Source organism: Aggregatibacter actinomycetemcomitans DSM 8324, from assembly GCF_000372365.1.
Classification (GTDB): domain Bacteria; phylum Pseudomonadota; class Gammaproteobacteria; order Enterobacterales; family Pasteurellaceae; genus Aggregatibacter; species Aggregatibacter actinomycetemcomitans.
In genome coordinates, this window is record NZ_AQUU01000019.1 from 12,092 (window position 1) to 33,027 (window position 20,936).

Below are 20,936 nucleotides of genomic sequence, written 5' to 3' on the forward strand. Positions count from 1 at the left end.
CCACCTGATTATGATGGATTGATTTCGCGAACAATTCAGCTCTTGTTGATAGATTCATTATCAGTTTCTCATAAATCGAATAGCGTCACTTTCCGAAATAACCTTGAAATCACTAAAACCACTTTCAAGTAAGCGCTCAGCCCATGAAATACCTCGTGAGGAATCCCACTCTAATTTTTTTGGCTCAAATACCGAAAAAGATAATAAATCAGAAGGGTTTCCTCTGATAAGTTTCTGTCGATTCTCGCCAATGTTTGCTAAGTAATATTGAAAACTCATTTTTTATCCTCAATAAGTTCAATACCTTTTGGTACCTTAATTTTACTACTTAGCTTACGCATTTCAAGCAATAACTTCTCTTTTTCGTGGAATGGCGTTTTTGGATTTCTAAATTGCTTATAGATTTTATGCAATAAACCATTTTTTAAGTCAAAACTCTGCTGTGTATGGTATTGCATTTCAAAAACATCACCATCTTCATTTTGGATAAATGTATTAACGCCTGTATATGCGCTATCATTTTTCCAAGTGTTTTTGACTATGATAGTTTTATACCCCTTGATCGCCAACAAATACTGCATTGCTTTATAGCGAGTAACAAAATCCCCTTCCTTGAAAACTGTCGTGTACCGAATGGCATCACCAATTTTATTCAGTGACAGCGACTTGGAAAATCCATCTGCAACCTCAGCTTCAATTTTTCTCTTTATTGAAGGCGCAGTTTTTAGACGATTTTCTAATCCGACAAGTTTACCACCTGCTTTTATGGTGATATTGTTAATATCTGCCGTAATTGTCTGTTCTATTTTCTTTGATTTTTCAACAAGTTTATCAATCGAAAGCGTCAAATTCTCTTTTACCGGTTCCGATAGTGTCTCTTGCGCTTTAGCTTTCGACTGCGCCTCGTCGAACACCGGAATTGCCACGCACCGGCAGTTGCTTACAAATACCGAATTTATGTTATAATAACCAGAAACAGTTTGGAGGTTATAAATATGACAAGACGCTTGAGTGACGACCTTATTAACCACGCGGCGAAACTCTATGCCCAAGGATTGAGCGTTGCCAAAGTTAGCACTATTATTGGTTGTAACCAAGAGACGCTTAGAAAGCGTTTCAAAGCTATCGGTGTAACGGTGTCCAAAATTGGGCGCTACCAAGGACATAATGCGATCTCTTTGCCAGTTGATGAAATCCTTGCCATGTATGAGAGCGGCACAAGCGAAAATATGATTGCTAAACATTTCAACGTCTCTCGAAATGTTATTCGCAGGTATTTGCTTTCCAATAATGCCAATATTCGCACCCAATCCGAGGCAGAAAAGCTCAAGTGGAGTCAAATGAGCGACGAGCAAAGAACAAAGCAAGTTGAATCTGCTCATAAAGCTGCTACCGGTCGAACCAGAAGCACACTTGAGAAGATCAAAATGGCTATCAGTAGAGAACAAAGCCTTGCAAATTACCATATCGGCATTGGTGAACCCGAGTTCAGGCAATTTCTTGATAAACAAGGCATTCAATACATCTATCAAAAAGCTGTCGATGGATATAATCTCGATTTCGCTATCGGAAAAGTCGCCGTGGAACTTACCGCTTTTACTGGAAGATATAGAAGTTCTAACGCCATTCAGAAGCAAAGAATTAAAAACTTGTTCAATCGTGGGTATCAAGTTCTTGCCGTTGAGTTTGACTGTGTCGAAAGTTTGCTTAATTTCGCAAGCGAGATAATCACCCACGTTAACCGAATCAATAGATTTAATTCCATTACTCGTCAATATTGGGTGATTAGGTGTCGCAAGCAAGACTGTACCGTTATCCGTAACGAGCTCGGTCAATTTACCGCTATACCATCTGCGGTAGAGTTTCTCAGGACGTGGAAGACCTTTAAGTTCTGATTGACCAGGAAAACAATTAAAATCATGACCCGGATTGCCAACCTCAGGAGGTTTGTCATAACTAAACACTTTACCGTCTAATTCCTCATGACTATCCCGCACGCGCTCATCACCCGCCGTACTCCACATATATTTTTTAACACCTAAATCTTCATGGCGTGCCTGCGTCAATGCGGCGTTAAGTTTTGAAGATTGGTCGCGGGCGATAAATGCAGCGCGCTTTTCGGTTTTTTGCCCAATGGCCTTAATTTGCGCAGCTAAATCTTTGTTTAAAGAGCCGCTAACCATTGCTCTAGTAACCGCACTTTTAACCTTATCCAAATATTGTGAGCTTATATTGGTTATCAGTTGAACATTATCAATCGTCAACGCATTGACTTTCTCGGCAATGTTCGGGCTATTGCGCAAATATCCCGCCAAATCCACGCCTGTTTGATTTTTCAGGTTGGTTGATACTTCCGCCTGGTTTTGTGCGTCGCCACGACTAACAAAACCCTGTGCTATATTTTCAGCCTGTGAAGTGCGGTCGGTTTTTTCGTACTTTTCCAAATATGCCAACAAGGCTTTCGCACTAATCGCCTTAAATCCCTCGGCGTCGTCCATAAAAAAAGAGCCTTGCGGTTGCTGCAAAGCTCTTTCTATGTCGTCCGTCATGGTTTTGACGAATTGTTTAAGCTGTTGTCTATACCAAAGTTCGGTTCGTTTACTGGTCTTCACTGTTCTGAACTTGCGCGCCTTCCATTTTTTCTGGCTCTTCAAAATTTCCGGCAAATTCATCAGCATTTTTCAGTTCCTCGATGTGTTCGGCGGAGATATTAGCAAACAAGCCACTTTCGCGCAATTCGTTGGCTATTTGATATTCGTTAAGCACGCCGTTTTGAATCAACGTATTCGCGGCAGTGGCGAATGTGTTTAGCATATTGATTTGCTGCTCCTGTTTCACCGTAGTTAACGGCACGAACTCAAACCACCAGTCGGCAGGAAGCCCACCGAACAGCTCATTACAAATCAGCGGGTCGATAATCTCAAAGATTGGACGTAATCGAGTTTCCTGTAAGCGACGAATGGCTTCGTGGTAGTTTTGAATATCTTCGTCGCCGCTTGCCAACCCTGAAACGGACTGACCGAATAAAATCGTTACCGGCATATCCGCTGCACCCGCTACCGCATTACGAAATTCGGTGAGCAGGTCTTTTAAGCCCGTAAAAGTCAGTTCTTTCCGGTCGTACTCGTTTTCGGCGTCAAGTAACAGGCTATTCGTCGCAGATTTAATCTCTTGCACCGCAGAAATGACACTTGCCACTTCGTTTTCCATGCCGGCGGCGATTTTGTCCGACAGCCCCGCAATTTTGAATATGTCAATTTTGCTTTCAAAAATCAGATCGCCCACGTTCACTGAAGCGCTATCAAACCGCTTCAGTACATCGATAATTTTTTCCAGGTCGGACACGCCCCAAATATCGTTATCCGATAACGGCGCGTCATTGGCGTTAAGGATAATTAATCTGGAGTGATGGACGGTGATTGATTGACTGCCGCCAAGGATTGAATATTCACTGTATCGGCCGAAATTAGGCGAAAGCACATCATCGTCTTTAGTGCCGGTCGGGCTGATTTTCCACTTCGGCAAAATAATCAGTCGTTTTAGACGTTCGGTCGGTTTTAACGGCGCGCTAGTGTTTTGCGAATCAGTTACAACCAACAAACCAACGGAACCGTAAAGGCTTGACCATTGAAGCGCTTTAGTAAGTGTTTCGCGCAATTTGAGTGAGCGCTCAAATTTTGTGAATAAATCTAACTGTTTTGAATTTAAGTCGTTTGAATAAATCTCGCGCCAGTTACGCACCATGTCTTCCGGGCGCTTAATGCAAACTTTATTAGCAATCCAGTTATCACGCCAAAGGGCTTCTAATTGCACCAGATCGTCAGTCAAACTCAAGCTAGGCGAATAATACGTCTGCTCTTGCTTACTTCCCAGTTTCAGCGCAAGCGATTTAATGCCGTCAAAAAATTTCATGTTATAAATCCAGTAGTGATTTTGGTTTACCTAAAATATCCGAGATCGCCATAACTAAAGCATCCACTTGGTCATCATGAGCGTGGCTATCTGTTGCGGTAAAGGCTTCACATTCATTAATAAAATCAGCTATCCAAGGCGCGCTTTCAGGCAGCATGACATAACCGCTTTCAATGTAGCCCTGAACACCAAGCACGCGCGTATATTTGTCGGCATCAACTTGAATTGGCGTTATCGGAATTTGATTATTGCGGCGTATAGTTTGAATCAAGCTTGTGCCACTGGCTTTATCCTCTACATTCGCGCGGGTAAGAATGCCAGTTTCTTTTTTAGCTTTATGTTTTGCCCAAACGTCTTTTAATGTTTGCTCAAGCTCCGGCGCCTCCCATTTACCACGAATCAGATCGAGAATATAAGCTTTCCCATCGGCACCCTTGCCGGCAACGATGAAAACGGAATAGTCATTATGCTGCTTTGTCTTTTGCGCGGTATCGGCGTAGATTGCCTTGACTTTGATAATCGGTGGAACTTTGTATCTGCCAAACCAAGAACCCTTGATAATACCGCCCCCTTTGTTTGATGGGCGTTGCTGATAAAGCGCGTTCCATGCTTGAGAACCAACCGCTTGACGTATTTTATTTAGTCGCTCTAAATCAAATCGTTCCGGGTGTAACGGCTCGCCCTCTTTACGAAATTCTTCATCTTCTTCCGCAATCGCGGGGAATTTAACAATCCTCCACTGGTCGCCACCATTTTCAGCTTCTTTAATTAGCCTACCTGCCAAGTCGTCTTCATGCCAACGCGTCATGCCCAATAAAACACCGCTTTTAGGCGATAAACGCGTGTAAAGCGTAGTTGTGTACCAGTCCCAAATACTATCTCTAACCGTTTGCGAATTAGCCTCTTTCGCATCTTTTACCGGGTCGTCAATAATTGCAATATCCGCCCCCATACCTGTAATACCACCACCTACACCGGCTGAACGGTATGCTCCAAGATGCCCAACAATTTCAAAAATTTCACTGTTACGAAGCGGTTTGCCACTGATAGTGGCAATGTTTTTAATGTTTAACGCCGTATTGGGAAAAATGCTGTGATAAATTGGATCGTCAATAATTCGTTGTACGTCGAGATTCATGCGACTTGCTAAATCAGCAGAATAGGAACAAGCGATTATTTGTAGTTCAGGGTTTTGTCCGAACACCCACGCAGGAAAACGGCGACTAAATAACTCACTTTTCCCACTTCTTGGCGGCGCATATATCATTAATCGGGGCTGCTTGCCGTCGACGACATCTTGATAAAACTTTTGCAGCTCTTGTGCAATCAGAATATTAAAGAAACCGGTAATAAAATCAGGCTTTGTCTGCGTGGTAAAGTGCATTAATGATTTCTTGGCTTTCTCAATCCTAATCTTGTTCAGGATTTCCTTTTTCGAGTAATTTTTCAAGCTGCTCAAGTTCATTAATATCCAAACCCGATAGATTTAATTCGTTTCGTTGTTCAATATGCAAATCACCCGAAACTTCCACTTTTTCGCTAAACATGCCAAAATGCTTACCAAGCAACTCCAAAGATCTATTCACACTAGATGATTCATAAACGAATTGCGCTATATCGTCGCCCACAAGCTGACCGTCTTCCGATTTTCTTATTTCGGTCTTGATCACGGCTTTTTTACCGGAGGCGATTTCTATGTTTTCAAGCAACATTCGGATAACATCATCTTGCTTAATTTGAGTTCGCTCTGACCTTTTGTTTTGAGCTTCTGCAATAGCCTGCTGAATGTAAGGTTTGGTCAGGTTCTCGTAACCTATCTCTTTCGCAGTATCTTTGCTATACCCAGATCGAATAGCGGCTTGAGTTGCGTTTAAGTCAATGAGGTATTCCTCAATGAATTGCTTTTGCTTGTTAGTTAATTTAGATTCACCACGCCTAGACGTGGATTTAACCTCGTCTTTTTTGCTCATGGTTAATCCTTTTTAGTTGATTTGTCATATATACATTACATATCTTAAATATAATCCCGAGATTTTTTGATACCAACATTGGAATTAGATTTAAAATATGTAGCATATATGCAACAAAGGCGATCGTTATTGACCGCCTTTATTGTTTGATTAAATTTACAATCCCCAAGTAATGGCCTTGACCGCCCACATTTGTGCGTCGATGATTCGCTTTTGAGCTTCATCTAATAGCATTTCTTTATCTGCCGTTAGCGTGCCATGTTCAAAGGCTTCCGCTCTGTGCGTTTCCAAGTGATTAATAGCTTCTGCGAAACGCCGTTTACAATCATGGACATCGCCACGATTGCCAACGTTGAAATCAATACCTACTAATTTCTCACCGTGGGTTTTGTTATTTGCCATTTCGATTTTTTCGGTTTTCATCGTTTATTCCTTCTTTTTACTTTCGACTATCCACTTATTAATATTGTCAACCTGGGCTGCGCACTTATCGCGCTCGGCTGTCACTTTGACAAGCTGTAATACTGCGTCGCCGTATGTCTCGCCGGTAAAAGGCGTCTTAGCGCATGGTGCGGTATAAGCCTGAGGCGGGTAAATATATTCCGCCTTGGTTGTAACTTTACTTGTACAGCCGCTCAAGAGCAGACTGAGGGAGCTTAGTACGATAACAAGGTTGAGTTTTAATGATTGTTTTAACGGTTTCCGCATTTTCACTTGCCGCCCTTTCGATTTCTTGGTTTTTTTGTTGCTGCTCAATGACCGCTTGACGCTCTTGCTGCAATGCAATGTTTAAAGCCTTGTTAGCTTCTTCCTGGTTTTTAATGGTTTGTGCCTGCGTCTTATTCTCCGCTCTTAAGTTAGTAATGGTGTTTGATTGGCTCCACGACCACGCACCCAAGCCCAAAATAATGAAGCCTAATGAAGCCGTGATGTATCTGCTGATAAAAAGCATAATCACCCCAATAAGTTTACGTATAACGCTTTACGGTCACTTAATCCGTTAGTCCCACCGTTAATAAGTTTAGTTACAGCGACAATATCGGAGATTTTGTCCAAACCGTTTACAGACCAGTACCAAAACCCTGCTAATACGCATAAATCCATGTCACTGGATAATGATTCCGGAGTAACTCTTTCCCCAACCCAAGACTCGAAAGCCTGGTAGTTCTTCTTTCCGGTCACTTGGATTATTCCGCGCCCGCGATACTTCCAGCCGTCTCCGCTTGCTTCATCGCCATTGTTCATTCGGTTTGCGTAAACGCGATTAGCGATTGCTTCAGGCTTGCGGGCGTATTGCTGTGCGGTATGCTTGTTGAAGTATTTCGGGAATACTCTTAACAATCCGTCAGCCGAATAGTTGAGATTCTCGGCAAAGCGGGTAAAGCCTGCCGTTTCATGACCGCATTGCGCTAAAAACATTGCCTCTTTTTGCTTTGTATCTAGCCCATACTCTTCGGCGTAGGCCGCAATTGTCGGATAAATACCTTTAACCGCTTGCGGAAAAACAAGTTTGAATTTAGCTTGTGTGATAAACATTTTTGACCTCAAAATTGCGTTTATTTTAGGTTAATTTCACTTTCCGTGTGAAAAATTACATTTTTTAGCTAGCCATCAACACCAACACCAATACTTTCTGTCTCGCGACCTCCTCCCTGTTCGCCACTGTGACCATCTTTAAGTGGTGATTCGTAATCATTTTGCCGGACAAAAGATTTAATCTGATTAATGCGTTGGTTGCATATTTTGAGCTGGTCTGTCACTTTAACTGCGTAGACCGCAATATCTGATGCACTATCTCCCCTAAATGCTGGTTTGGGGCATGGTCTTAATAATTCATCTGGGATTGATACACGCACAATCTTAATTCGTTGCTTGTTGCTATTCAGATTTGAGCAAGCGGTTAATGACGTCGCCACTAATACCGCTATTGCGTACGCAACGGTTTTCCTTAATGATTTTTCTGATAGCATCTATTCTCTCCCCGTTTGCTTTACGCTCTTCCTCTTGAGCTTGCATTAGTAACTCGATTTTGTCGTTACGGTCAGACAAATTAGCTTGTAACGCGTCAATCCGTTTCATTCTCTGGTCCGCCAATACAACCATCTGATCGTATTTGTTTTGCAATGCCGATAAATTATCGTTTTGCTTGTAGATTTGTACAAAAAGCCCTAAGCACCCGATAAGTAGTAAAAATGTAAATACATTATCAAGTATTGAGCTTATTCTAAGTGCTTGCGCTTGGCTCATTTTGACTTTCTCCTTGATGTTTTCCTTTTTGGAGGCAGTTCGTCATATTCCGTTACATCTTCGTCCTTTTCATCTGCTAGTTCTTGCTTTTCTGTTTTTTTTAATTCATAGCCAGACTTCAAATCATCTACAGTTCCGCCAATCTGACGGAAAAACACTCTCAACAACCCCCACAAAGCAGGCACCCCGAAATATCCGAATGCACCTGCGATAGAGATAATCATCAAAGTATCAATCTTTTGCGACATCAAAAAAAAAGCGACTACCATTCCGCTAAATGCTCCAATAAAAAAACTTGATGCCACCATATCGATTCTAACTTTATCTCCTTCCGCCTCTGCTGTTGTAATGCACTTAACGATGCCGCCCAAACCGGAAAACAGAAAAGCGATAACCGATGTAACAACATCTATTGTCCCGTTCAGCTGCCCGTTCTGTTGCATATATTTTACCCAATAAAAAACCCGACCGTTTCCGATCAGGGCTTGTAAATAATTCCTTGTGCGTTCGCTATGCGCTAAAACCGCAACTTACACAGAATGATATACTTTCACTTGCAAGTAATCAATCACTTTTTGCAAAAGTGCGGTCGGATTTTGCGGCGTTTTATATTTCGTGGCGATTGCCCGGATAGGCTAAATCCGATTCGTTGAAGTTTCGAATCTTCGGCAGCACGCGAGAAAGATTATCATCGCGCCATGGATCAGCTTCTAAATCTTTACTCATTTTGAGCAAGATTCGGCGGGCGTGTTCCACCGTAAACGGATATTCGTTTGCTTGGCTGACAACTTCCGGCGCAATTGGTGCTTGTAGTAGTTTAAGTGGTTTTACCAACATTTTGAGCGAGCCAATCACACGCACGGAAATAAACCATAACCAGAGTAAAACGGTAATATCGTTTTCAGTCATTTCGATGGTGTAGGTTTTTGGTTTTGGCTCCGGCAAAGCAACATCAGTAATTAATTCACCCTCAAGAATTATCTTGTGAACATATTCTACTGCCTGCGGTAATTGCTCAAGGGTTAAATCTTCGATTGATTCCACATTGAAGCGCTGATGGATTAAATGGTAGGCTTCGGAATAAATTAACCCTTTCTTGCTCACCAACATATTCACGGCATTGCGTAAACCTGTGCGATCATCTACCGTGGTTTTCGCTTCGTATTTCCCCGTTTTGCGAATTGCCGGTAACACTTCTGCCGTTACCCATTTTCTAAAACGGTGTGGCACAGATCCTTTTTTCACTGCGTCACGGCAGCGGAGAATTAAAGTGTACATTCCGCTTTCGCTGATGATGTTCATTTCTTGCTTTCCGCCAAGGGTGTTACTTAAAGTTACACCCTTTTCATCTTCATCTAATGCCAATAACGCCTTACGGTTGTTATCAATGCCTATTGCATCGCAAACGTCCTTAGCAATAAACCAAGGTTCATTATTAATAGCTAAAGTGCGGATAGTGTGTGACTCGAAGTTGTATGTGGATAATTGAGATTGATTAGACATAGAAAGTCTCCTGTTTGTTATTTTCGATATTGACCCTAAATAGGGTGTCGGGCGGTTCGAAAGCCGCAAACAGACGGCTGGGATTATTCCCCTTTCGGGTATTGTATTCTCCTCCCGCCCGACATTGAGTGTTTAAAACGATTTCTAATGGCAGGAAATCATTCTAAATTTTGGACATAAAAAAACCGCTTGTCTGACGGGTGCGGATTTCCGCTGTTTGTAAGGTTTCGACACCTTGGGAAACATACTAATAAAAAACCCCCTCGGGTGTCAAGGGGCTTTTGCGATTTTAACCAATATAATGATACTTAATTTTCAGCATAGAAAACGCACCTTGTAAAAAACTGATACCACGGTTGCGCAGGCGATACATTTTAGCCGGGGAAACTGCCAGTGCGCGCGTAATATCCTTTTCGCCGAGTTGCTGCACATACAGTGCCATCGTAACCTGATATGCCGCTAAATCCACCCGATGCAATGCCATTATTGCGCCCTCAATTTTTAAACATTCATCATCGCTCAAATGTTTTAACCATGCCTTACGCGGAGCTGACGGTAAAACAGGTATGCTTGGCGTTACGCTTGGATATTCCGTGCCAATACGGTCTCTCCCCCAGCAATTGCCCCAGCGGACTAAAATTTTCTCTACACTATACTGCATTAATTGGCTCCTTCTAACGCTTTAATTTTTGCACGATATAACTTAATCATCTCTTTCAGCTCTGCTATTTCCCATTTTTTTGTTTGGTGTTGATTTTCTTCAAGCCACTCAACTTTTTCGGAGCCAATCTTATCTACCAGTCTTGGTCTATATCCGTGTATATTCCCACCGCCAACAAACAGATTGCATCTAATGCACCCGGAATGAATATTGTCTTCGTGGAATCGTAAAAATGAGCTTCTGCCTTGCGGGATGAAGTGGGAAGCCTGAAAGCTGGGTTTCCATGGCGCGCCGCAGGCAATGCAAGGTTTTCCTTTGTCTCTCAGGCGAATAAATTTGTTCACCTCCCTTTGCAATAATCTCAACCAGTGACCGCGATCAGAATCTTTTAACTTAGCCTTACGTTCCTTTAGTTTTTTCTTTTCAGCATTGCTATGCGCTTCCTGTGCGTTTTTTCGGGCTAATTCGATAGCGCATTTTGGCGAGCAAACTTTTTGTAGTGAGTTTGTGGGGATAAACTCCACCCCGCATGATTTACATTTTTTAGGCTTGAGCGATTTAACCCGCATTACGCACCTCCAACAAGTGCGGTCAATCCAAGCCCAATTCCGACCGCTACCCACATAAAACCGCCCAAAACACAAGCGACAAGGCAATAAACAAAAATCTTATTGGCGTATTTATCAGCGGCGAAAAATAGCGACCAAATCAGTAAAAATACAGGCATTAGTGATAATACAGCCAATAACGTAAAATAATTAATCTGGTTCATTGCGCACCCCATTAATTAAATTCGCATTGCCGGATTGTCTCCATTTACGCCAGTTTTCACGGTGTCTCAATAACGCTTTTGCTAATTCCGTTTTACCGTGGTCGACGTGTCCGATTATTCCGACATTCAAAACCGGCTTAGTGCGTTCAAATTTTTCTTTGCTCATCACTCCACCTTGTCTTTAGCGTATTTAATTGCGTAATATTTCTTGCCTATTTCAAGTAACTCACCATTTTTAGCTTTGTCACGGACAATATCCGCATGGATATTCACGCCAAAAATAAAACTGACAAAGCATAAAACCAAGGAAAATACACCAGTTGCACCATCAGTAACGTTTGCAATACAAAAACAACTCACAACAATTAAAATAAAAATAGTTAAAAATTTCATCTCCCGTAAAATCCCCATCTGTCGTTAAATTTAACCCCGTTCGCTACGCCCCATGCGGTAACGTACTCTATAAGACTTGCCATGTGCTTTACGCTCATTTGTGCGGTAGATTCGCGTAAATTAATCACCTCGCCCTCAAGCCCAATTGCCATTTCTGCTTTGTCTCCCGTTGCGATTCGGTGGGCGGAACAAAAAATCATCTTCCAAGTATTTATATCCCGCTTCTCTCCGCCGAACTCGCATTGATTACTAATATCGCTTAACATCGCATGGAGCTTCGCGTTTTGCTCAAGGTTGCGCGTCATCGGTTGGATTTTGACTACCAACGGTTTTTTGTCGTCCGTTGGCAGTTCCTTGATTAAATCTAAGCAATTATTTTTAATGCGTTGATCGCGCAAGAAAAAAGGTTTGTATTGACTCATAGCATCATTCCTAAAGGTGACAATCCCATAAATCCTCAAGAGGTGCGCCGCATTTAGGACATTTAAAATCATTGCTAATCATTGCCGCCACTCCAAATTTTTAAAGGTGTTGATATGAACATTGCGGATAACTTGGCTCATGCCTTTGTGAGCCGGATTAAAGATTGCAAACATATTCCCACGGCAAACATCTGTGTACTTGCCCGTTGCAGGATTTAAAAATTTCACGCGGCCACCGATGATAAATCTAATTTCCGTTGCTTTTTCAGCCACCAAAGCAAACCATTTTGTGCTTATATCAACCGGCAACAACATAGCCACTAAGCAGTTGTGATTTTCAAACAGTTCGACGGAACGTTTGATAAAACTTAACGGATCACTAAATGGCGGGTTGATGAAAATACGCTCGTTTTGTATCGGGTAAGTTAAGTAATCCATTTCAGGCGTTACATATCGCTCAAGTTTTGCGTTGTGGGGCAGTGCGGCGCCATCAATCGTGAAGCCAAATTCAGCATGAATCGGGTTAAATAGTGAAAATGATGTTGGATAGGTATCTTTGTCAAAGTCTGCCATGATTAAAATCCCTTATTCCCTTTTGAAAATCTTGTTGTTTCTTGTTTTGTTTCTTTTTTGCCGATTTGCGATCGTCTTTCTGCGTCTAATTGATCGCATTCAAACATTGCACCAAATTTCTGATCGCAATAGGCTTTACCGGTTCCACCATGGCGATTTAATCGCACGATAATTTCTGTCAAACTTGGGTCGGCGTTTTCGTTGTAAACGGATTCTTTATAAAGTCCCAACCAGTAATCACACTCTTGTTCAATTTGTCCTGTATCACGGCTGTCACTTGGCATTGGTCGTTTATCTGAGCGACTTTCAAGCCCACGATTCAGTTGAGTTAAAAGCAAAACCACACAATCCATTTCACGCGCAAGATTTTTTAATTCTTTGGTAACTTGCCCGTAAGCTAAGTCGTTACGCTCGGCTTTTTCGGCTTTCATCAGCGTTAAGTAGTCAATACCAATAAATCCAATATCTCCTCGCTCACGTTTAATTCGGCGGCATTCGCTGCGTATGTGGGACATAGAGACATTCGGAGTGTCATCAACATACAACAAGTCATCATTTACCAACTCTCCAACAGACTGCGTTACACGCGTCATTACAGTGTCTTTGTGTAAGTGGTATTTGAGATAAAACTCATCGTCATTTAACCCGGTGTCGTAAAGTGAATTTGCGTTGATGTTTGCGCGCTTAACCAACATACGCTCAAAAATCTGTTCCGCGGACATTTCTAGGCTAAACAGCAACACAGGCTTTTTCTCGTTCAAAATGCAGTTTTCCGCCATCAGGGAGTAAAATGCCGTTTTACCGCATTTAGGACGAGCACCTAACGCAACAAGGGACTGCTTAACCAACCCTTTCAACCCGATCACTTCATCAAGCGCTTTAATGCCGGTTAAGATTCCACGCACGCTTTCTGGTTGTTCTAAGCGCAATTGGTATTTATCAAGCCAATCAGTTCCCACATCACGACCACTGCGCAAGCCCTTTGATTTTCCTGTTCGGCTGTAGTCTGAAATTTCGGACATCACACAGCTAATAGCTTCGATTCGGTCTGCCGCCTTGAGGTCGTTTTGCGCCAAGATTAGCGCTTCACAATCCTGTAATTTCGCAATCGTAAAACGCTTGATTGCGTCTTCTCTCACGATTTCGGCGTAAGCGCGGATATTCGCGGCGCTTGGAGTGTTATTGGCTAATTCCGCCAAGTAAGCGAACCCGCCGATTTGTTCCAATACGCCCTTGGTGCTTAAGCGGCTTTCAACGGTCATCAGGTCGATGGGTTGATTGTTTTTAGCCAATGCTTGGATTTCGGCGAAAATGTGTTGATGCTCAAAACGATAAAAACTTTCAGGCTTAACAAAATCCAATACCACCAATGCGTCTTTGCTCAAACTTCCGAACATCAGGGCGCCAAGTACGCATTGTTCCGCGCCAAGGTTGTATGGGACGATTTTTAAATTTTCCATCACAGCGCTCCCTCGCGCACTCTCAAAACTTGTCTTGGCTTAATCGCAAAATCAAAATTTGCTCGCCAACCTCGATCGTTCTCGCCAAGGTGGTGAGGTTTTACCGCCGCAAAAAACGCCTCAAAATAATTTCTCACACACTCAATCGTTGGTTTGGATAGTTCCCCAAGAAATTTTTTAATATCGCGTTTACGGTCGTTATTGATTTTCTCCACGAACGGTAATTGCCCACCTGAATTTTCGTTAACTTGATTCCAAGCATCGGCGATCGCTTGATAATCAATTTTTTCAGCAAGGTGATTATTTTTTGATTTGCCGTTAGGCGAATCTTCCCCTTGGGGGGTAAGGGGGGTAAGGGGGGTAAGGGGGGTATTTGTATGTAATCTAGTGTTGTAATCTAGTGTATTAACGAATGCGACTTTCGGTTCTTCCCGAATGTCACTTTCGGGCATTCGGGAATGTTCTTTTGTCTCATTCCCTAAAGTGGCTAATAAAGCATCTAAAGCATCGAGATCGATCTTGTAATAAAGTCTATGCTCTAAACGTTTGTGAGTTTCAATTAAAACGCCTTTTTCACGTAATAATTTACGTGCGGTTTCTTGCTCTTTGCGGGACAATCCTGTTTCAAATTCAAGATCTTCTTGAGTTTTATAAACACCAAGAACAGGATCGGCTTTGTCTTGCCAATAAAAGATTTGCTCAAATAAAATCTCTGCTACGACGCCACCAAATAAACGGGCAAGATTAGGGCGGTATGCAATAGATCTTCCTGTGTTTCTCAATAGTTCTGATGGCTTCATAGTTCCAATTCCTCAATCGCTTTAGCTGTTACTCTGTCGCATTCTTCAACGGTGGCATTTGAATTTCTTAAATTACGCTTTACTTCTTCGTATTTTTCCCACCGCTCTAATTCGCTAAGCGTTTTTACATATTCGGGGTCAAATAAGTTACTCATCACGCCACCGCCTTGTTTAACATTGTTGATAATTTCGCAAGACCCTTCGCCGTTACTAATACTTGCGGGTAAATTCTTTCCGTCCCGTCAGGTTGTGTGACAGGGTGCGCTTTATGCTCTAAATAACCGCGCTGTAATTTATCTTGGTAAGCAATCCAAGCAGATCCAACGGTGCGCTTATAAATCCATCCGTGAGCAAATAAAAACTGGTTAAATGCTCTTGGTTGCATTTGTAAGTGTTTTGCCGCATTGGTGAGATTCATTGCGCCTTCTGTTGCGGTTGCTAAACGATCAAATGCCTCCGCTTTTGGGGTAAGCTCGATCACCCTTTCGGAGTACGTTGCAAGTGCGCCACGCAAGTAAACCGGGTCATTTAATAGCACCATAGGATCAGTAGATTTCGCCACTTTTTCCATCTCAATAAAATATTGTCTGGCTTGTTTTCCTTTTTCGTTGCGCTCAACCATTGATAATTCTTTTGCCATATCAATGGATATATGGATTTCTCTTGATGGTCGCCCCCCTACAGGGTTTTTCTCATTTTTGAGTAAAACTACAAAGTCTTGATTTTCAACGAATTCATATTCTGAGATTCGTCTTTGAATCCAGTCTGAAAATCTCGTTGAGACTTCCAAGAATGAATGCAATTCTCTCGCGTTTACCGTTTTAACTTCGGAATTGTTGATTTTGCTGTTGCTAATCTGAATTAGATTTGCCATAATCACCTCGTTTAACACTTTATTAATTAGCCACGGTTGCAGCCGTGGTTTTTATTTGCCCAAATATTTCTCGCGCAACCGGTCGTCAAAGCCTTTTGCCGCCAATAAAAGCAGTTCCAACTCTGATTTCTCAATTGCTACGTGAGAATTCACATCGAAAACATCAAACCCATTTGCCGCAATAAAATTAAACGCCTGATTAGCGTCTTCATTGCTGACAAAACGGCTCAACGTGGACGGCGAACATTCCATCTCGTCCGCAATCTCGCATTGTTTCTGTTTCCAGTATTTGTTCATAACCCGATCCGAAAGTGGTTTTGCGGATCTGGTGAGTTTATTGCGTGCCATTGCGATCGCCTGTTGGTAGATTAATTCCATAAATCAGGGCGCAATTCGGATTTCTTGACTTTACCTTGCGTCAATTCTTCAATCTTTGCGCAACGTTCCGCCGGAACTCTTTCACGCCACTTGGAAACTGCCCAAGGAGTAAGATTGAAATGACGAGCCATAGCCGAAATCCCACCCACGATTTTGTAAGCTTTTTCGATTGGTAGCATTTTAACCCCTCATATCTATTTAAAGTAGCATAATTCTACTACTAAAAATAGAATTGAATCAACTATTTTATTTATGTATCTTCTACCTACAGTAGAAATGGGAGTTTATATGACGACACTTGCGAGCAGACTTGCCGAACTTATGACGCAACAAAACAAGAGTATTCGTGATTTACAGGACGCTTTGGGCGTGACTTATGAAATGGCTAGGAGATATACGTTAGGAACTGCCACGCCGAGAGATGCGAAGATAGAGGCAATGGCGGTATATTTCGGCGTCAGTCCCGCTTACTTAAAGTATGGGGCGAGTGAAGAAACCGAAAAACAAGGGCAATCAACAGAAAGCATAAAATCAAATGTGAGAGAGGTAGGTGCCTTTGACTTATGGGATCGCAACACGCCACTAAATAGTGATGAATACGCCGTACCGTTTTATCAAGATATTCGCCTTGCCGCCGGGAACGGATTTGCTGATGACATTGCCGACTATAACAATTTCAAACTGCGTTTCTCCAAAGCAACCCTTAGAAAACAAGGGGTGCAGTATGAAAATGCGGTCTGCGTCGTCGCTGATGGAAACTCAATGGAGCCTGTAATCCCTGATGGAACAACGGTGGGAATTGATTTGGGCAATAAGACAATCCGAGACGGCAAGATATACGCTATCAATCACGGCGGCTTGTTGCGCATTAAACTACTCTACAATATGCCAAACGAACAAGTAAAAATCCGCAGCTATAACAGTGAAGAACACCCGGATGAGATAGCAGACATGCAAGATATATCAGTCATTGGAAAAGTTTTTTGGTATTCAGTTTTACTATAGAAACTAACACTAGATATTGTTGATCTATAATAACTAACCAAGTCCTAAGGGAAAAATATGGCGCAAAAAACAAAAACATTTTATATGCGTTTTTACTCCACTGAATGTGCCTCAGATAAAATGGCGAGTAAAAATCTAACTCAATTTTTAAGAAAATACAGCAATGGCCAACATACATATATAACACCATTAGTTGAATTTAATGATTATTCATATAGAGTAAAAGTATGTTCAGATTTAAATAATACAATATCAGGATACTTTGTTACTTACAGAAACGAATTGCTAACAAAGGGAAATATGGATACTGGAGATGAAGAACCTCTTCATTTTGCGGATAACGAAGCGATTATTGAGAAAACATATTTCATGTCATATCCCTCGCCTAGCGGTTCAGAGATTGTGATATATCAAAATTCAAGATTCGGTAGAATTCACGATCTTTCATCTTATATACTTAACTTGCTAAGAAATGAAAATCTTGATGGAGGTATGTATTTCAACCCTATTGGCAAAGATGACTTTGACTTGGAGAACATTCTGAAACAAAAACCAAGCTATGTTGAATACAAACTCGCTAAGCCTCGTTATAAGTATAAGCCTGATGAGAAAGAACCTAAATGGGAGCAGTCTCAATTTGCTTTAATGGAGGATTGTAATGCCGGAACATTCACGGCAAAATTATCTACAAAATCCGCAGCAGGACTGAACAAAAGTAAATTAAAAGAAATGGTCGAGTCTATTCTAGATAATCCACACGCAAGAAAATGCAAAATTAAACTAGAAGATATTGATGAGCCAATAGATCTTTTTTCAGATGTTTTAAAGGCGCAATTTACTGTTTCCCTAGCCGAGAATGGGACATCTGGAGAATCCTATATTTTTAATAATATTCGCACACTAAAATCGTCTTATGCTAAACTGTTGGAAAAATACATCCAATAGATACCCAATGAAAATCGAATATTATAAACCTATATCTGGAATTTTAGCGATCACAGCACATACTGTAATTTGGTATTACGATTTCTTAGAGAGGTTCAAAAAAGATGAGCTAAGAGATTTGATGAGTGATTTATTTACATCATCAATCACTCTTATTGGGTTCATCTTTGCTGTTATCGCCATATTGGTAAGCATTACAGAACATTCCCTCATTAAAAAAATGAGAGATAACGGTATGTATCAAGAAATACTCATACATTTGAAATATCTACTCATTGGATTTAGTTTTACAAGTGTATTGAGTTATGCGGGGTCGTTGTTGTCAGGTGAGTTATTAAGCTATACATTACTCATTACATCTACGGTTTTTATGTACAACCTACTCATGCTAACAACAGATATGTTTAGGCGATTAACTCTTACATTTATAAACCTAAAATAACAATCCTAGTATAACCGCCCTCAGGCGGTTTTCTTTTACCTGCAATTCCTACCGCACTTTATTTTGTTCACTGAACAAGTTCATCTGTCCAATTTTGCCCTTTCTTCTCAATTTTGTGCTAAACGCCGACTGCACTTTTTAAAATCCCACTCTCATCTACTCTTTTTTTGTGATTCAGCTCACAAATTCGGCAATTAATCAAAAATAAATTCAATTAAAAATCAAACACTTACTACTTTAAATAGAAAATATCTCTACTTTTATGCAATTTTTAGTTGCAATAATCTCTACTTTGAGTAGAATAACCACATCAAAGCAAAACACTTTGAGTCGCTCTTTAAAAATTTGAAACAGGTTATTGATGGGTATTGGCTAGCTTATCCAGTTCAGAAATTAAACTTGGACGAATAAGCGGATTAACTTCATATCGATTAGATACCCAGCCATAGGAAATGAGCTTTAGCTCTAGCAGTTTTTCAATGGCAATTTTGGTTTTGAAATCGTCTCGCCAAATTTGTTCACCTAAGCAAGAAAGTGCAAGAATTTCTTTTTCTGTGCCGGAAAGAGTAGGTAATAACTCAAGCAATTTTGCTTGCTCGGAATTTGCCTTAATTGAGCATCGGGTTTTGTTGATGAGCGATTTAATCGCATTACTGCTAAGAATCCAAATCATAGTTGCAACAAAGCCGAAAACTAACGATCCAAAATTGGCAAGCGTAAACCAATCAGGAAAGAATGCCGGGGTTTTGGCATTGAGATACAGCGTTAATTCGGTAGGAATGAACGTAAAGCCAACAAACAAGAAAACGAAGAACATGGTCATGTGATTAAAAACTACCTTGGTAAGTATGGTGTTAAGTAACTTGGCGTACTCTTCCATGATGTTCCTCTGATTAAATTGTAGTCGCAGAGAGCATTATATTCCTCGCTGTAGTCGCATACAAGAGGGCTTGAGCCTTACAAGCATAAAGAAAGGCACTCATCAGTAACCTGTTTTGAATTTTAGACAATTTGGTCTCATGCGGGATATAAATTATCGGCTGATTTAAGTCGAGTAACCCCCAAGCAGAAAACTGTGTCGCGTGTTTAACCGAAAAGAGGTGGTTGGCGAATCAAGGGCAGCGCTGTTTATGTCTCTAAGCAATCCCAAAGAGGATATGAGTTCGGTCGGGGAAACGGCAAACAAGCCCACGGATCGGTTAATACCCGCCAACGCCGCGATAGGTGCGTGACTACCGGAGAGACGGTAACGGCCATGTAGCTTTAAGGAAAGTAGCCCCAGCTTAAGATAAAGGCTCTTTATCTGGGGTAGATGTTGGTTCGAATCCAGCCATGGCCGCCACTTTAAAGCGCATTCGGCAGAGACTGAATCCAAGCGCGCGGAAACACGAATGCAAGACAGAGTGCGCTTTGAAATGGCAAACATAAAACTAAAGAGGTTAAAAAATGGAAGAAAAAAAAGAAAACAGCCTATCTGAAAGAGATAAAGGATTGATCAAACAGGCTGTATTAGAAAGTGCTGCTAAAAATACAAATTTAACACCAAGTGAATTGGCTGAGAGTGTATGTTCGGCAGTGATGTAAGTTATGCGGCATTATCGCTCACTTGGCAAGGTCACGAATTCCTAGACAAAATCCGCAACGATAGCGTTTGGAACAAAGTAAAATCAACGGTGCAAAGCAAAAGCCTTGATTTATCTTTTGATGTGATAAAACAAGTCGCCACCGCGTTAATTGGCTCAATGTTGCCATAGTATTGACAACACCGCTCCCATCAGACTAAGATAACCGCACATAAAGATTAGTGACAGTAATCATTTTGTTCTTTGCAATATTTAGAGAAATTGACAGCTTACCAAGGAAACTTGAGTAGGCTTTTTTAGTCTAAAGAATAACAGGAGCACAGATGAAAACATTTAAAACACCCACAAAACAACGTTATCTTTCACCACAAGAATATCTAAAAGACGCAAAATTTAACCAACAATGCAACAACATTGAACAGGTTAAATTTATCCCGCCACAAATTGGGAAACCGGGTTTTGGAAAATTTTTAGTGAAATATAAAATGCCGGTGCTTGTGTAATGAATAACGATAACAACCTACCGCAACAAATTGAAAATAAAGATGAATTTATTAAAGAATTTTTTGCGATTCAGCAGCAAGAAGTCGCCGTTAAGCGTGATGAACTTGCGATCCGGAAAGAAGAGACAAAGCTAAATCAAGAAGTCGCATTAGCTTCAATTGCATCTCAAGAAAAAGTTGAATTAAAACGCGGGGATGTATTCCTAAAAACCCAAATAGGCAAATACTGGCTATGGGGTGTTTTAGGTGTATTGTTTACATTCATTATTGGCATCGCTATGTATCTCGATAAATCCGATATTGCGATTCGCATTATTGAAATTAGTGGCGCAGTGCTTTTGGGTTATTTTGCCGGAATTAATCGCGGAAAAGCACAAATCTTAGAACAGCAAAATAGAACAAAAGACGAATAACCATAGGCCCTGAAAGTCAGGGCTTTTTTATTTGACAACCGCCCCACTTCACACTACGATAACCACAGGATTGAATATAA

At 41.3% G+C, this 20,936-nt stretch carries 34 protein-coding genes and 1 pseudogene; 8 read left to right on the forward strand and 27 right to left on the reverse strand.

The window, feature by feature from the left end; genetic code table 11:
• Window positions 1-60 precede the first annotated feature (60 nt).
• From A3CS_RS0109845 to A3CS_RS0109965, 26 genes are all read right to left on the reverse strand, one after another.
• A complete protein-coding gene (locus A3CS_RS0109845; protein WP_005579230.1) occupies window positions 61-279 on the reverse strand; it encodes a hypothetical protein in 219 nt (72 codons plus the stop codon).
• On the reverse strand, window positions 276-2,678 hold the full coding sequence (locus A3CS_RS0109850) for a phage head morphogenesis protein (RefSeq protein WP_015971245.1): 2,403 nt from the start codon (window positions 2,676-2,678) through the stop codon (window positions 276-278). The genes A3CS_RS0109845 and A3CS_RS0109850 overlap by 4 nt, the downstream gene beginning before the upstream one ends.
• On the reverse strand, window positions 2,599-3,912 hold the full coding sequence (locus tag A3CS_RS0109855; RefSeq protein ID WP_015971244.1) for an anti-CBASS protein Acb1 family protein: 1,314 nt from the start codon (window positions 3,910-3,912) through the stop codon (window positions 2,599-2,601). The genes A3CS_RS0109850 and A3CS_RS0109855 overlap by 80 nt, the downstream gene beginning before the upstream one ends.
• Before the next feature lies 1 nt (window position 3,913).
• Window positions 3,914-5,377: a phage terminase large subunit gene (terL, locus tag A3CS_RS0109860; RefSeq protein ID WP_015971243.1), complete on the reverse strand. Its 1,464-nt coding sequence runs from the start codon at window positions 5,375-5,377 to the stop codon at window positions 3,914-3,916.
• Window positions 5,322-5,882 (reverse strand): terminase small subunit, encoded by a 561-nt coding sequence (locus A3CS_RS0109865; protein ID WP_005537520.1) that lies wholly within the window; start codon window positions 5,880-5,882, stop codon window positions 5,322-5,324. Before A3CS_RS0109865 ends, terL begins: the two co-directional genes overlap by 56 nt.
• A gap of 156 nt (window positions 5,883-6,038) precedes the next feature.
• The gene (locus A3CS_RS0109870) at window positions 6,039-6,305 is read right to left on the reverse strand and encodes a hypothetical protein (RefSeq protein WP_005537516.1); all 267 of its coding nucleotides are present in this window, start codon (window positions 6,303-6,305) and stop codon (window positions 6,039-6,041) included.
• A 3-nt stretch (window positions 6,306-6,308) separates the two neighbouring features.
• Window positions 6,309-6,590: an Rz1-like lysis system protein LysC gene (gene lysC, locus A3CS_RS1000000112490; protein WP_015971242.1), complete on the reverse strand. Its 282-nt coding sequence runs from the start codon at window positions 6,588-6,590 to the stop codon at window positions 6,309-6,311.
• Window positions 6,502-6,834 carry a DUF2570 domain-containing protein gene (locus A3CS_RS0109875; protein ID WP_015971241.1) on the reverse strand — a complete coding sequence of 111 codons (333 nt, stop codon included), beginning with the start codon at window positions 6,832-6,834 and terminating at the stop codon, window positions 6,502-6,504. The genes lysC (A3CS_RS1000000112490) and A3CS_RS0109875 overlap by 89 nt, the downstream gene beginning before the upstream one ends.
• Before the next feature lie 2 nt (window positions 6,835-6,836).
• Window positions 6,837-7,418, reverse strand: a complete 582-nt coding sequence (locus A3CS_RS0109880) for a glycoside hydrolase family 19 protein (RefSeq protein WP_015971240.1) — start codon at window positions 7,416-7,418, stop codon at window positions 6,837-6,839.
• 68 nt (window positions 7,419-7,486) lie between these two features.
• Window positions 7,487-7,852, reverse strand: coding sequence for an Rz1-like lysis system protein LysC (lysC, locus tag A3CS_RS1000000112585; protein WP_015971239.1), 366 nt, complete (start codon window positions 7,850-7,852; stop codon window positions 7,487-7,489).
• Window positions 7,761-8,129 carry a hypothetical protein gene (locus A3CS_RS0109890; RefSeq protein WP_005541594.1) on the reverse strand — a complete coding sequence of 123 codons (369 nt, stop codon included), beginning with the start codon at window positions 8,127-8,129 and terminating at the stop codon, window positions 7,761-7,763. Before A3CS_RS0109890 ends, lysC (A3CS_RS1000000112585) begins: the two co-directional genes overlap by 92 nt.
• Window positions 8,126-8,572, reverse strand: a complete 447-nt coding sequence (locus A3CS_RS0109895; protein ID WP_015971238.1) for a phage holin family protein — start codon at window positions 8,570-8,572, stop codon at window positions 8,126-8,128. The genes A3CS_RS0109890 and A3CS_RS0109895 overlap by 4 nt, the downstream gene beginning before the upstream one ends.
• A gap of 163 nt (window positions 8,573-8,735) precedes the next feature.
• On the reverse strand, window positions 8,736-9,632 hold the full coding sequence (locus A3CS_RS0109900; RefSeq protein ID WP_015971237.1) for a phage repressor protein/antirepressor Ant: 897 nt from the start codon (window positions 9,630-9,632) through the stop codon (window positions 8,736-8,738).
• 289 nt (window positions 9,633-9,921) lie between these two features.
• Window positions 9,922-10,293 (reverse strand): antiterminator Q family protein, encoded by a 372-nt coding sequence (locus A3CS_RS0109905; RefSeq protein WP_015971236.1) that lies wholly within the window; start codon window positions 10,291-10,293, stop codon window positions 9,922-9,924.
• Window positions 10,293-10,862: a recombination protein NinG gene (locus A3CS_RS0109910; RefSeq protein ID WP_015971235.1), complete on the reverse strand. Its 570-nt coding sequence runs from the start codon at window positions 10,860-10,862 to the stop codon at window positions 10,293-10,295. Before A3CS_RS0109910 ends, A3CS_RS0109905 begins: the two co-directional genes overlap by 1 nt.
• Entirely contained in the window at window positions 10,862-11,065 is a 204-nt protein-coding gene (locus A3CS_RS0109915; protein ID WP_016024007.1) for a hypothetical protein, read from the reverse strand. Before A3CS_RS0109915 ends, A3CS_RS0109910 begins: the two co-directional genes overlap by 1 nt.
• Window positions 11,052-11,231: a GTP-binding protein gene (locus A3CS_RS1000000112590; RefSeq protein WP_015971234.1), complete on the reverse strand. Its 180-nt coding sequence runs from the start codon at window positions 11,229-11,231 to the stop codon at window positions 11,052-11,054. Before A3CS_RS1000000112590 ends, A3CS_RS0109915 begins: the two co-directional genes overlap by 14 nt.
• Window positions 11,231-11,458, reverse strand: a complete 228-nt coding sequence (locus tag A3CS_RS0109925) for a hypothetical protein (RefSeq protein WP_019518453.1) — start codon at window positions 11,456-11,458, stop codon at window positions 11,231-11,233. The genes A3CS_RS1000000112590 and A3CS_RS0109925 overlap by 1 nt, the downstream gene beginning before the upstream one ends.
• Window positions 11,455-11,880 (reverse strand): recombination protein NinB, encoded by a 426-nt coding sequence (locus tag A3CS_RS0109930; protein ID WP_026161202.1) that lies wholly within the window; start codon window positions 11,878-11,880, stop codon window positions 11,455-11,457. Before A3CS_RS0109930 ends, A3CS_RS0109925 begins: the two co-directional genes overlap by 4 nt.
• 78 nt (window positions 11,881-11,958) lie before the next feature.
• On the reverse strand, window positions 11,959-12,453 hold the full coding sequence (locus tag A3CS_RS0109935; RefSeq protein ID WP_015971231.1) for a DNA N-6-adenine-methyltransferase: 495 nt from the start codon (window positions 12,451-12,453) through the stop codon (window positions 11,959-11,961).
• A 2-nt stretch (window positions 12,454-12,455) separates the two neighbouring features.
• Complete coding sequence (locus A3CS_RS0109940; protein ID WP_015971230.1) at window positions 12,456-13,913, reverse strand: replicative DNA helicase; 1,458 nt, start codon at window positions 13,911-13,913, stop codon at window positions 12,456-12,458.
• Window positions 13,913-14,713 carry a hypothetical protein gene (locus tag A3CS_RS0109945; RefSeq protein ID WP_019518455.1) on the reverse strand — a complete coding sequence of 267 codons (801 nt, stop codon included), beginning with the start codon at window positions 14,711-14,713 and terminating at the stop codon, window positions 13,913-13,915. Before A3CS_RS0109945 ends, A3CS_RS0109940 begins: the two co-directional genes overlap by 1 nt.
• Entirely contained in the window at window positions 14,710-14,868 is a 159-nt protein-coding gene (locus A3CS_RS1000000112065) for a hypothetical protein (protein WP_015971228.1), read from the reverse strand. The genes A3CS_RS0109945 and A3CS_RS1000000112065 overlap by 4 nt, the downstream gene beginning before the upstream one ends.
• Window positions 14,868-15,587 (reverse strand): phage antirepressor KilAC domain-containing protein, encoded by a 720-nt coding sequence (locus A3CS_RS0109955; protein ID WP_015971227.1) that lies wholly within the window; start codon window positions 15,585-15,587, stop codon window positions 14,868-14,870. The genes A3CS_RS1000000112065 and A3CS_RS0109955 overlap by 1 nt, the downstream gene beginning before the upstream one ends.
• A 51-nt stretch (window positions 15,588-15,638) precedes the next feature.
• A complete protein-coding gene (locus A3CS_RS0109960) occupies window positions 15,639-15,935 on the reverse strand; it encodes a hypothetical protein (protein WP_026161203.1) in 297 nt (98 codons plus the stop codon).
• A 20-nt stretch (window positions 15,936-15,955) separates the two neighbouring features.
• Window positions 15,956-16,144 (reverse strand): transcriptional regulator, encoded by a 189-nt coding sequence (locus tag A3CS_RS0109965; protein ID WP_015971225.1) that lies wholly within the window; start codon window positions 16,142-16,144, stop codon window positions 15,956-15,958.
• A 109-nt stretch (window positions 16,145-16,253) separates the two neighbouring features.
• On the opposite strand from A3CS_RS0109965, the gene A3CS_RS0109970 reads away from it, so the two are divergent.
• The 3 genes from A3CS_RS0109970 to A3CS_RS0109980 are packed head-to-tail and all read left to right on the forward strand — an operon-like array spanning window position 16,254 to window position 18,357.
• On the forward strand, window positions 16,254-16,970 hold the full coding sequence (locus A3CS_RS0109970) for an XRE family transcriptional regulator (protein WP_015971224.1): 717 nt from the start codon (window positions 16,254-16,256) through the stop codon (window positions 16,968-16,970).
• 57 nt (window positions 16,971-17,027) lie between these two features.
• On the forward strand, window positions 17,028-17,915 hold the full coding sequence (locus A3CS_RS0109975) for a hypothetical protein (RefSeq protein ID WP_015971223.1): 888 nt from the start codon (window positions 17,028-17,030) through the stop codon (window positions 17,913-17,915).
• A 7-nt stretch (window positions 17,916-17,922) separates the two neighbouring features.
• Window positions 17,923-18,357, forward strand: a complete 435-nt coding sequence (locus A3CS_RS0109980) for a hypothetical protein (protein ID WP_019518456.1) — start codon at window positions 17,923-17,925, stop codon at window positions 18,355-18,357.
• 355 nt (window positions 18,358-18,712) lie between these two features.
• Here A3CS_RS0109980 and A3CS_RS0109985 read toward each other — a convergent pair whose 3' ends face one another.
• On the reverse strand, window positions 18,713-19,237 hold the full coding sequence (locus A3CS_RS0109985; protein ID WP_019518457.1) for a hypothetical protein: 525 nt from the start codon (window positions 19,235-19,237) through the stop codon (window positions 18,713-18,715).
• Window positions 19,238-19,608: 371 nt separating this feature from the next.
• Between A3CS_RS0109985 and A3CS_RS1000000111930 the strand changes: the two are divergent.
• The 5 genes and pseudogenes from A3CS_RS1000000111930 to A3CS_RS0110005 all read left to right on the forward strand — a co-directional run bounded on the left by A3CS_RS1000000111930 (window position 19,609) and on the right by A3CS_RS0110005 (window position 20,856).
• Window positions 19,609-19,699 (forward strand): annotated as a pseudogene (locus tag A3CS_RS1000000111930).
• A 104-nt stretch (window positions 19,700-19,803) separates the two neighbouring features.
• Window positions 19,804-19,941, forward strand: coding sequence for a hypothetical protein (locus tag A3CS_RS1000000112070; protein ID WP_167555040.1), 138 nt, complete (start codon window positions 19,804-19,806; stop codon window positions 19,939-19,941).
• Window positions 19,923-20,111, forward strand: a complete 189-nt coding sequence (locus A3CS_RS1000000111935; RefSeq protein WP_019518458.1) for a DUF2513 domain-containing protein — start codon at window positions 19,923-19,925, stop codon at window positions 20,109-20,111. Before A3CS_RS1000000112070 ends, A3CS_RS1000000111935 begins: the two co-directional genes overlap by 19 nt.
• A gap of 152 nt (window positions 20,112-20,263) precedes the next feature.
• The gene (locus A3CS_RS0110000; RefSeq protein WP_019518459.1) at window positions 20,264-20,443 is read left to right on the forward strand and encodes a hypothetical protein; all 180 of its coding nucleotides are present in this window, start codon (window positions 20,264-20,266) and stop codon (window positions 20,441-20,443) included.
• Window positions 20,443-20,856, forward strand: a complete 414-nt coding sequence (locus A3CS_RS0110005; protein WP_019518460.1) for a hypothetical protein — start codon at window positions 20,443-20,445, stop codon at window positions 20,854-20,856. The genes A3CS_RS0110000 and A3CS_RS0110005 overlap by 1 nt, the downstream gene beginning before the upstream one ends.
• Window positions 20,857-20,936 lie beyond the last annotated feature (80 nt).

Bases quoted from the DNA above. Each gene is read 5' to 3' on its own strand.
- A3CS_RS0109845 (WP_005579230.1), bottom strand. From the start codon at position 279: ATGAGTTTTCAATATTACTTAGCAAACATTGGCGAGAATCGACAGAAA.
- A3CS_RS0109850 (WP_015971245.1), bottom strand. From the start codon at position 2,678: ATGCTGATGAATTTGCCGGAAATTTTGAAGAGCCAGAAAAAATGGAAG.
- A3CS_RS0109855 (WP_015971244.1), bottom strand. From the start codon at position 3,912: ATGAAATTTTTTGACGGCATTAAATCGCTTGCGCTGAAACTGGGAAGT.
- terL (WP_015971243.1), bottom strand. From the start codon at position 5,377: ATGAACTTGAGCAGCTTGAAAAATTACTCGAAAAAGGAAATCCTGAAC.
- A3CS_RS0109865 (WP_005537520.1), bottom strand. From the start codon at position 5,882: ATGAGCAAAAAAGACGAGGTTAAATCCACGTCTAGGCGTGGTGAATCT.
- A3CS_RS0109870 (WP_005537516.1), bottom strand. From the start codon at position 6,305: ATGAAAACCGAAAAAATCGAAATGGCAAATAACAAAACCCACGGTGAG.
- lysC (WP_015971242.1), bottom strand. From the start codon at position 6,590: ATGCGGAAACCGTTAAAACAATCATTAAAACTCAACCTTGTTATCGTA.
- A3CS_RS0109875 (WP_015971241.1), bottom strand. From the start codon at position 6,834: ATGCTTTTTATCAGCAGATACATCACGGCTTCATTAGGCTTCATTATT.
- A3CS_RS0109880 (WP_015971240.1), bottom strand. From the start codon at position 7,418: ATGTTTATCACACAAGCTAAATTCAAACTTGTTTTTCCGCAAGCGGTT.
- lysC (WP_015971239.1), bottom strand. From the start codon at position 7,852: ATGCTATCAGAAAAATCATTAAGGAAAACCGTTGCGTACGCAATAGCG.
- A3CS_RS0109890 (WP_005541594.1), bottom strand. From the start codon at position 8,129: ATGAGCCAAGCGCAAGCACTTAGAATAAGCTCAATACTTGATAATGTA.
- A3CS_RS0109895 (WP_015971238.1), bottom strand. From the start codon at position 8,572: ATGCAACAGAACGGGCAGCTGAACGGGACAATAGATGTTGTTACATCG.
- A3CS_RS0109900 (WP_015971237.1), bottom strand. From the start codon at position 9,632: ATGTCTAATCAATCTCAATTATCCACATACAACTTCGAGTCACACACT.
- A3CS_RS0109905 (WP_015971236.1), bottom strand. From the start codon at position 10,293: ATGCAGTATAGTGTAGAGAAAATTTTAGTCCGCTGGGGCAATTGCTGG.
- A3CS_RS0109910 (WP_015971235.1), bottom strand. From the start codon at position 10,862: ATGCGGGTTAAATCGCTCAAGCCTAAAAAATGTAAATCATGCGGGGTG.
- A3CS_RS0109915 (WP_016024007.1), bottom strand. From the start codon at position 11,065: ATGAACCAGATTAATTATTTTACGTTATTGGCTGTATTATCACTAATG.
- A3CS_RS1000000112590 (WP_015971234.1), bottom strand. From the start codon at position 11,231: ATGAGCAAAGAAAAATTTGAACGCACTAAGCCGGTTTTGAATGTCGGA.
- A3CS_RS0109925 (WP_019518453.1), bottom strand. From the start codon at position 11,458: ATGAAATTTTTAACTATTTTTATTTTAATTGTTGTGAGTTGTTTTTGT.
- A3CS_RS0109930 (WP_026161202.1), bottom strand. From the start codon at position 11,880: ATGAGTCAATACAAACCTTTTTTCTTGCGCGATCAACGCATTAAAAAT.
- A3CS_RS0109935 (WP_015971231.1), bottom strand. From the start codon at position 12,453: ATGGCAGACTTTGACAAAGATACCTATCCAACATCATTTTCACTATTT.
- A3CS_RS0109940 (WP_015971230.1), bottom strand. From the start codon at position 13,913: ATGGAAAATTTAAAAATCGTCCCATACAACCTTGGCGCGGAACAATGC.
- A3CS_RS0109945 (WP_019518455.1), bottom strand. From the start codon at position 14,713: ATGAAGCCATCAGAACTATTGAGAAACACAGGAAGATCTATTGCATAC.
- A3CS_RS1000000112065 (WP_015971228.1), bottom strand. From the start codon at position 14,868: ATGAGTAACTTATTTGACCCCGAATATGTAAAAACGCTTAGCGAATTA.
- A3CS_RS0109955 (WP_015971227.1), bottom strand. From the start codon at position 15,587: ATGGCAAATCTAATTCAGATTAGCAACAGCAAAATCAACAATTCCGAA.
- A3CS_RS0109960 (WP_026161203.1), bottom strand. From the start codon at position 15,935: ATGGCACGCAATAAACTCACCAGATCCGCAAAACCACTTTCGGATCGG.
- A3CS_RS0109965 (WP_015971225.1), bottom strand. From the start codon at position 16,144: ATGCTACCAATCGAAAAAGCTTACAAAATCGTGGGTGGGATTTCGGCT.
- A3CS_RS0109970 (WP_015971224.1), top strand. From the start codon at position 16,254: ATGACGACACTTGCGAGCAGACTTGCCGAACTTATGACGCAACAAAAC.
- A3CS_RS0109975 (WP_015971223.1), top strand. From the start codon at position 17,028: ATGGCGCAAAAAACAAAAACATTTTATATGCGTTTTTACTCCACTGAA.
- A3CS_RS0109980 (WP_019518456.1), top strand. From the start codon at position 17,923: ATGAAAATCGAATATTATAAACCTATATCTGGAATTTTAGCGATCACA.
- A3CS_RS0109985 (WP_019518457.1), bottom strand. From the start codon at position 19,237: ATGGAAGAGTACGCCAAGTTACTTAACACCATACTTACCAAGGTAGTT.
- A3CS_RS1000000112070 (WP_167555040.1), top strand. From the start codon at position 19,804: ATGGAAGAAAAAAAAGAAAACAGCCTATCTGAAAGAGATAAAGGATTG.
- A3CS_RS1000000111935 (WP_019518458.1), top strand. From the start codon at position 19,923: ATGTTCGGCAGTGATGTAAGTTATGCGGCATTATCGCTCACTTGGCAA.
- A3CS_RS0110000 (WP_019518459.1), top strand. From the start codon at position 20,264: ATGAAAACATTTAAAACACCCACAAAACAACGTTATCTTTCACCACAA.
- A3CS_RS0110005 (WP_019518460.1), top strand. From the start codon at position 20,443: ATGAATAACGATAACAACCTACCGCAACAAATTGAAAATAAAGATGAA.